General features: G+C 49.3%; 5 protein-coding genes and 4 tRNA genes. 7 read left to right on the top strand and 2 right to left on the bottom strand.

What is annotated here, in order from left to right; translation table 11 throughout:
• Positions 1–14 precede the first annotated feature (14 nt).
• Positions 15–2,015, top strand: coding sequence for an NAD-dependent DNA ligase LigA (gene ligA, locus H6A28_RS08215; RefSeq protein ID WP_204479755.1), 2,001 nt, complete (start codon positions 15–17; stop codon positions 2,013–2,015).
• A gap of 116 nt (positions 2,016–2,131) precedes the next feature.
• Positions 2,132–3,025 carry a 4-hydroxy-tetrahydrodipicolinate synthase gene (gene dapA, locus H6A28_RS08220; protein ID WP_204475327.1) on the top strand — a complete coding sequence of 298 codons (894 nt, stop codon included), beginning with the start codon at positions 2,132–2,134 and terminating at the stop codon, positions 3,023–3,025.
• Positions 3,026–3,150: 125 nt separating this feature from the next.
• On the opposite strand, the gene H6A28_RS08225 is transcribed toward dapA, so the two are convergent.
• The gene (locus tag H6A28_RS08225) at positions 3,151–3,654 is read right to left on the bottom strand and encodes a thioredoxin family protein (RefSeq protein ID WP_204475329.1); all 504 of its coding nucleotides are present in this window, start codon (positions 3,652–3,654) and stop codon (positions 3,151–3,153) included.
• A 189-nt stretch (positions 3,655–3,843) separates the two neighbouring features.
• A complete protein-coding gene (locus H6A28_RS08230; RefSeq protein ID WP_204475331.1) occupies positions 3,844–4,701 on the bottom strand; it encodes a PepSY-like domain-containing protein in 858 nt (285 codons plus the stop codon).
• 127 nt (positions 4,702–4,828) lie between these two features.
• On the opposite strand from H6A28_RS08230, the gene H6A28_RS08235 reads away from it, so the two are divergent.
• From H6A28_RS08235 to H6A28_RS08255, 5 genes are all read left to right on the top strand, one after another.
• A complete protein-coding gene (locus H6A28_RS08235; RefSeq protein WP_204475333.1) occupies positions 4,829–7,135 on the top strand; it encodes a patatin-like phospholipase family protein in 2,307 nt (768 codons plus the stop codon).
• A gap of 82 nt (positions 7,136–7,217) precedes the next feature.
• Positions 7,218–7,291 (top strand) — tRNA-Arg (locus tag H6A28_RS08240).
• Positions 7,292–7,322: 31 nt separating this feature from the next.
• A tRNA-Arg gene (locus tag H6A28_RS08245) sits at positions 7,323–7,399 on the top strand.
• A 25-nt stretch (positions 7,400–7,424) separates the two neighbouring features.
• Positions 7,425–7,498, top strand: a tRNA-Arg gene (locus tag H6A28_RS08250).
• Positions 7,499–7,524: 26 nt separating this feature from the next.
• Positions 7,525–7,598, top strand: a tRNA-Arg gene (locus tag H6A28_RS08255).
• Positions 7,599–7,826 lie beyond the last annotated feature (228 nt).

The following is a 7,826-nucleotide window of genomic DNA, read 5'->3' on the forward strand; positions in this document are numbered from 1 at the left end:
TCCCCTTTAATCTCATGACAGAAATAGAAAGAATCGATCAGTTGCGTGAAGAATTGCACGCACATAATCATAACTACTACATTCTCAATGCCCCCACCATCAGTGACCAGGAATTTGACCACCTGATGCGCGAACTACAGGATTTGGAGGCGAAACATCCCGAACACTACGACCCGAACTCGCCGAGCGTGCGCGTAGGCAGCGACCTGAACAAGGAGTTCCGCCAGGTGGAACACAAATACCCCATGCTTTCGCTGGGCAATACGTATTCCGAGGCAGAGGTACGGGAGTTTTACGAACGAGTACGGAAAGCGCTGAACGAGGATTTCGAAATCTGCTGTGAGCTGAAATTCGACGGGACGTCCATCTCGCTGACCTACGAAGACGGGCAGCTGGTGCAGGCGGTGACCCGCGGCGACGGCGTGCGGGGCGACGACGTGACGGACAACGTGAAGACCATCCGTTCCATCCCTTTGCGCCTGTCGGGCGAAGGCTATCCCCGCCAGTTTGAAATCCGTGGCGAGATTCTGATGCCGTGGACGGTGTTCGAGGAACTGAACCGCGAACGAGAGGAACGCGAAGAACCGCTGTTTGCCAACCCGCGCAACGCGGCATCGGGTACACTCAAGTCGCAGAACTCGGCCGTGGTAGCTTCGCGCAAACTCGACGCATATCTATATTATTTATTAGGCGAAGAGCTGCCGCACGACGGGCACTACGAGAACTTGCAGGAGGCCGCACGCTGGGGCTTCAAGATTTCCTCGCACATGCGCAAAGTGCGCACGCTGGAGGAGATATTCGACTTCATCAACTACTGGGACCTGGAACGCAAGAACCTGCCGGTAGCGACCGACGGCATCGTGCTGAAGGTAAACTCCCTACGCCAGCAACGCAACTTGGGCTATACGGCCAAGTCGCCGCGCTGGGCCATCGCCTACAAGTTCCAGGCGGAGCAGGCATGCACCAAACTGCTGAAGGTGACCTATCAGGTGGGGCGTACGGGAGCAGTTACTCCCGTGGCCAACCTGGAACCGGTGCAGCTCTCAGGCACGGTGGTGAAGCGAGCTTCGCTCCATAATGCCGACATCATCGAGGCGCTCGACCTGCACCTGGGCGACATGGTGTACGTGGAGAAGGGAGGTGAAATCATCCCGAAGATTACGGGGGTGGACAAGGATGCGCGTCCGGCAGGCAGCGAGAAGGTGACCTTCATCACGCACTGTCCGGAGTGCGGCAGCAAGCTGGTGCGCTACGAAGACGAGGCGGCCCACTACTGTACGAACGAGGACGGCTGTCCTACGCAGATCAAGGGACGCATCGAGCATTTCATCAGCCGCCGCGCGATGAACATCGAGGGACTGGGCCCGGAGACGGTCGACCAGTTCTATCAGGAGGGACTGATTCACGACGTGGCCGACCTCTATACGTTGCAGGCAGCCGACATCTGCCGACTGAACCGCATGGGTGAAAAATCGGCCGAGAACATCATTCAGGGAGTAGAGAAATCAAAGAGCGTGCCCTACGAACGGGTACTCTTTGCCTTGGGCATCCGCTTTGTCGGCGAAACCGTGGCCAAGAAAGTGGCGCGGGCATTTCCTTCCATCAATCTGCTGAAGGCGGCTACGCTGGACGACCTGATTCATGTGGACGAAATCGGCGAGAAGATTGCACAGAGCATCCTGCGTTATTTCCATAGCGAAAAGAACCTGCGGCTGATCGAACGCCTGCGTGAAGCCGGACTGCAGATGGCCATAAGCGAAGAAGAAACGGCCGGACAGACCGACAAACTGCAAGGCCAGTCTATCGTGATCAGCGGAGTATTTGCCCGCCATTCGCGCGACGAATACAAGGCGCTCATCGAAAAACACGGTGGAAAGAACGTGGGCAGCATCTCCAAGAAAACCAGCTTCATCCTGGCCGGAGAAAACATGGGTCCCAGCAAACTGGAGAAAGCACAGAAACTTGGAATCCGCATCGTCAACGAAGAAGAGTTTCTTGGAATGATTGGTGAGTAAGATACTTACATTCCTTTACAAATTATTTATAAAAGGCAAAAAAACGATTAAAGATATAGGTTTCGTTGAAAATATTCGTACTTTTGTACACTTGTTAAAGCGTTTATATTTCATTTATGATAGCAAGAAGACTGAAAGGAATGGGGGTGGCATTGATTACTCCCTTCAAGAGTGACGGTAGCGTGGACTATGAGGCACTGTTGAGACTCGTTGAATATCAGGTACAGAACGGGGTAGATTTCCTTTGTGTACTGGGAACTACCGCAGAAACCCCGACATTGACTGAAGAAGAGAAAAGACAAATCAAGAAAGCAGTAATAGAACGCGTCAACGGCCGTGTACCCATCCTGTTGGGCATCAGCAGCAACTGCACACAGACCGTACTCAACACCCTGAAAAACGAAGACTTCACGGGAGTGGACGCCGTACTGGTGGCCGTTCCTTATTATAATAAACCTTCGCAAGAAGGTATTTACCAGCATTACAAGGCCATCGCCGAAGCTACGAACCTTCCGGTGGTGCTTTACAATGTGCCGGGACGTACAGGCGTGAACATGACAGCCGAAACGACTCTGCGATTGGCGCGCGATTTTAAGAACATCGTGGCCATCAAGGAAGCTTCGGGCAACATTTCTCAGATGGACGACATCATCAAAAACAAACCGGAGAACTTTGACGTGATTTCGGGCGATGACGGTATTACTTTCCCGCTGATTACACTGGGTGCCGTAGGAGTCATCTCGGTCATCGGAAACGCTTTCCCGCGTGAGTTCAGCCGCATGACCCGTCTGGCATTGGCGGGCGACTACAGCAATGCGCTGACCATTCACCACAAGTTTACGGAGCTGTTCAAGCTGCTCTTCGTCGACGGTAACCCAGCCGGTGTAAAGGCCATGCTCAGCATGATGGGCATGATTGAAAACCGCCTGCGTCTGCCGCTGGTACCTACACGCATCACCACTTACGAGCAGATGCGCCGCATTCTGGACGAACTGAAAGTAAGGTGCTAAGAGGGATTTTCCTGCACCTTCTTACGCATACACGCAAAATAAAAAGAGATTTCAAAAACCGAAACGGGATTTGAAATCTCTTTGCTTTTTGTTGTATCCATGTCATCTTCTGTAAGGGGCGGGCATCAGCCTTTGGCTGTGTGCAGCAACGATGCCAGTTCAGAGGGGCTCACGTTCTTTGCGACAATCACCCCGCGGTCATCTACAAGACAGTTGATGAAACCGTGCTTCAGGTCGTACGACTTGAATATCTCTGAATTCTCACCCTCCATTTCCTGATAGACGTTATCATTGATACCGTCTTGCTTGACTGCCGTCCGGAAAACCGACGGATAGCGGTCGAACGAAATGGAAATCATCTCAACACGGGCGTCGTCCGAAACCACATGATGCAATCTGGCATTACTCGTACGTGATGCGGCATCGTAACTGGCCCAAAGGCTCAGCAAAATATAATTGCCTTTGGAGGCTTGCAGGCTGAGCGGCTGCTTTTCGTTTCCGAGCACTAACTCCGGAGCCTGCGCTCCGACGGGAAGTTTCTCGGTGGGAGTATTTCTCTTGTCGAATGACAGAGAAATCAAGGAACTGAATACTAATACAACAAAAAACCACTTTACATTTTTGAGCATGTAATTTGATTTTAGTTAATACTATCCGGTACTGTGTCCTTACAGTGATTTCCTGCCCGGAACATTACTTCTGTGGCGGAACGGGAAGTCCCTTCCGCCACGTGAATTTGGGAAATCCGTGACAAATATACGATTTATTTCCCTAAAAAGTACTGTTCAGTCCATTATTTTATGTTTTTAAGCATAATTTTAAAGGTTCACTTGCACTGTTTCACCATTTTCTCCCACATAGATATATTTGTCGGCACCCCATTTATCCACTTCAATACGGTAATAATTCCCGTCGGCAGTTTCAAAATAATCCACGTCATCCACACGCATACCACTGGTCGAAAGATCGGTCAAAGCCTGTTGTACTCCTGCTGGCAAATTATTCATTTCGTATCGACTCACTTCATACATGGTGTACACCCAAGTGAGAACTCCACTGGCATCCTTCTGATAGAGCACTTCCTTCTGGCGGCCTCCGTCGCGGATTTCCACTTCAATGCCTCTCCGGTCTTCCTCGATGTCCAGAATCACGGCCTGCGGATATTTCTCCATCACCAGCGCTTTCACGTCAGCCGTCTGTCCGGGAGCCACTGGCAGATGATCGCCCCATTCCGTATTCTCACGGAGCAGCGTACCGTCTTCCAGGTAACAAAGCTCATATTCCCGTTCGCCCGATTCCACTTCAATCACGTAAATCATTTCCATACCGCTCTTTTCAATCATGTCTACATCGTCTACTCTCCAAGTGGCATAAGCACTGGCCGCAAAGGCATCCAATACAGCTTGCGGAAGCTGGTTGAATGGGATGTCGTATTCGGTCATTACCCATGCGCCGTCGGGAGTGAACCAAGCTTTGTTCTCATATCCGTTGCCCACAAATTCGGCTTCATAGAATCCACCGTTCCGTTCCCAATCCACACGGGAAGCATTGGGGTATCTGCTATCAAAGGCCGCTTGAAGGTCGGCTGATACTCGTACATGATCATCGTCTTTATCACAGCTTGTCAGGCTGACCACACTTAGTGTCATCATAGCCCAGAATGCAAATTTCTTCATAACTTATGTCCTTTTTTCATTTATCTGTGGCAAAGATTACACCTGATTCTGAAAAGAATTTGAAATTTTCCCTGAAGATGAAAAAATATGCCTATATTTGAGGTACACAACTTGGAACATTCACTGCATGAAAAAAATATACTGCCTCCTGACTGCTCTTTTCTGTCTGCTTGTTTCCGTAGCATCTGCTCAAAAGGTGGGACTCGTGCTCAGTGGGGGCGGGGCGAAAGGACTGACCCACATCGGTATCATCCGTGCCTTGGAAGAAAACAATATTCCAATTGACTACATTACAGGAACATCCATGGGAGCCATCATCGGCTCGCTCTATGCCATGGGTTACTCGCCGGACGACATGGAAAAGCTCATTAAATCGGATGATTTCAAGCGATGGTATTCGGGAGGCATCCAGGAAAAATACATTTATTATTTCAAACGAAATCCACCCACGCCAGAGTTTATCAATATCCGTGTGTCGCTGAAAAATCCCCTGCACAAGGTAAAAACGCAGTTTCTGCCTTCGAGCGTAGTCGACCCGTTACAGATGAACCTGGCCTTCGTAGAATTGTTCGGACAGGCCACAGCGACCTGCAAAGGGAACTTCAACAAACTGTTTGTACCGTTTCGCTGTGTAGCTTCCGACGTGTACAACAAGCGTCCCATCATCTTCAAAGACGGCGACCTTGGCGATGCAGTGCGGGCCTCCATGAGCTTTCCGGGCATGTTCAAACCCATCGAAATCGACTCCGTGCTGGCCTATGACGGAGGAATCTACAACAATTTCCCGGTAAACATCATGATGGAGGACTTCCATCCCGACATCATCATCGGCAGTGTGGTCAGCTCCAACCCCGGAAAGCCACAGGAAGGCGACATCATCGGACAGCTGGAAAGCATGATCATGCAGAAAACGGATTACTCCGTACCTGACTCCACGGGCATCCTCATGACTTTCAAATATAATGATGTGAGCCTGATGGATTTCGACCGTTTCGATGAGCTCCATGACATCGGCTATAACCGTACCATCCAACTGATGGACTCCATCAAAAATCGTATATCCCGACGTATGGACCATCGGCTGCTGGAAAAGGAACGGCTCGCTTTTAAAAAGAAGATGCCCGAACTGCGTTTCCGCAACATCCTCATCCACGGAGCCAACGACCAGCAGAAAAGATATATCCGCAAGGAGTTCCATCTTGACGACGACGGCACATTTTCGCTGGAGGAACTGCGGAAAGGATATTTCCGACTCATGTCGTCCGACAACATGATTTCAGAAATCCTCCCGCATGCAGTGTATGATCCATACGAGAATGATTTTACCCTCGACCTGCAGGTCAAGATGAAAGATAACCTTTCTATCAGGGTAGGTGGCAATGTGGGGTCTAACGGAGCGAATCAGGTGTATGTAGGAGCCACTTACCACAGCTTGAACAATTATTCGAAGGAATTCTCACTGGACGGACAACTGGGACAGATTTACAACAACCTGCAAATCTCCGGCCGCATCGATTTGCCGACACGGCTGCCGACTTCCTACAGACTTGTGGCCTCCTTGTCGACCTTCGACTACTTGAAGCAGGAAAAGCTGCTGAGCAAAGGTAATACGCCCATATTCAACAAGCAGAAGGAGGAATATGTCAAGATGTTTGTATCTATGCCTTTTCTGAGCCGACAAAAAGCAGAATTCGGCATCGGACTCGGCCACCTGGAAGACCAGTATTTCCAAACCAATGTCATTGACTTCACGTCGGATGTGCGGGATGCCAGCAAATACACAATTTTCGGAGGCTCCGTGGCGCTGGACGGAAACACCTTAAACAGCAAACAGTTTGCCACAGCTGGACGCAGGGAAAGGCTCGCAGCGCATATCTACACAGGCGTGGAGCGCTATTATCCCGGCATGGAAGACCCTACCTATACGGAAAACTACAAATATATCCAGTCGTGGCTGCAAATTTCTTACGAGCTGGAGAAATACCATAACCTGGGTACACATTTCTCTTTGGGCACATACTTGAAAGCGTATTACTCTTCGCGCAACTTCAGCCACAATTATCGGGCTACGATGATGCAGGCCGGAGAATTCGCACCGACCGCTCACAGCCGAATTACTTACAATGAAGCATTTCGAGCCAACCAGTTTGTAGGAATAGGAGTGAGTCCGATATACCAGTTTGCCAATATTTTCCAAATCCGCTTGTGTATGTACGGATTTGCCCCAATTTTTCCAATCCGGCAAGACGGATATAAAGCTTATTACGGAAAAGTATTCTCTCAGTTCGAATATTTAGGCGAACTGGAGGTAGTGGCCCGCCTTCCATTCGGCTCCATCAGTGCCTACTTAAATCACTACAGTTCACCAAGTAACAACTGGAATTTGGGCATTACATTGGGCTGGCAGATATTTGGAGGCCGGTTTATGGAGTAAATTTATAGAAAAAAAGTAAGTGAAAGATTTGGATATTTCACACAAACTCCATACCTTTGCACCCGTCAAACAAAAAGGACATGGCCGCGTAGCTCAACTGAATAGAGTAGCTGACTACGGATCAGCCGGTTACAGGTTTGAATCCTGTCGCGGTCACTTGTCGGTTAGGTTTGAATAAAAAATGATTGGCCGCGTAGCTCAACTGAATAGAGTAGCTGACTACGGATCAGCCGGTTACAGGTTTGAATCCTGTCGCGGTCACCATTTAACAAAAAAGACATAGATATTTGGCCACGTAGCTCAACTGAATAGAGTAGCTGACTACGGATCAGCCGGTTACAGGTTTGAATCCTGTCGTGGTCACTTTTCTATTCTGGTTTTCAATGATTGGCCGCGTAGCTCAACTGAATAGAGTAGCTGACTACGGATCAGCCGGTTACAGGTTTGAATCCTGTCGCGGTCACGAAAAAGCACCTTTCTAAAAATGAGAGGTGCTTTTTTATTTCCTCCAAGACGTTTATCATCAGCTTTTGATACATTCTGAAACTAAATCAACATAAAAACGGTAAGCATTCGTTAAACTACAGGTATTGAACTTTATATACAACAATAGCGACTGTCACTATAAACCTAATAGTTGCAGTCGCTATTATTTTGTTGAACCTATATGTTGCAGTCAGCACCGGTTGCC

It is taken from the genome of Bacteroides mediterraneensis (genome assembly GCF_016900355.1).
Taxonomy (GTDB): Bacteria; Bacteroidota; Bacteroidia; order Bacteroidales; family Bacteroidaceae; genus Phocaeicola.

Excerpts from the sequence above, each read along its gene's own strand:
- ligA (WP_204479755.1), top strand. The coding sequence starts at position 15 with ATGACAGAAATAGAAAGAATCGATCAGTTGCGTGAAGAATTGCACGCA.
- dapA (WP_204475327.1), top strand. The coding sequence starts at position 2,132 with ATGATAGCAAGAAGACTGAAAGGAATGGGGGTGGCATTGATTACTCCC.
- H6A28_RS08225 (WP_204475329.1), bottom strand. The coding sequence starts at position 3,654 with ATGCTCAAAAATGTAAAGTGGTTTTTTGTTGTATTAGTATTCAGTTCC.
- H6A28_RS08230 (WP_204475331.1), bottom strand. The coding sequence starts at position 4,701 with ATGAAGAAATTTGCATTCTGGGCTATGATGACACTAAGTGTGGTCAGC.
- H6A28_RS08235 (WP_204475333.1), top strand. The coding sequence starts at position 4,829 with ATGAAAAAAATATACTGCCTCCTGACTGCTCTTTTCTGTCTGCTTGTT.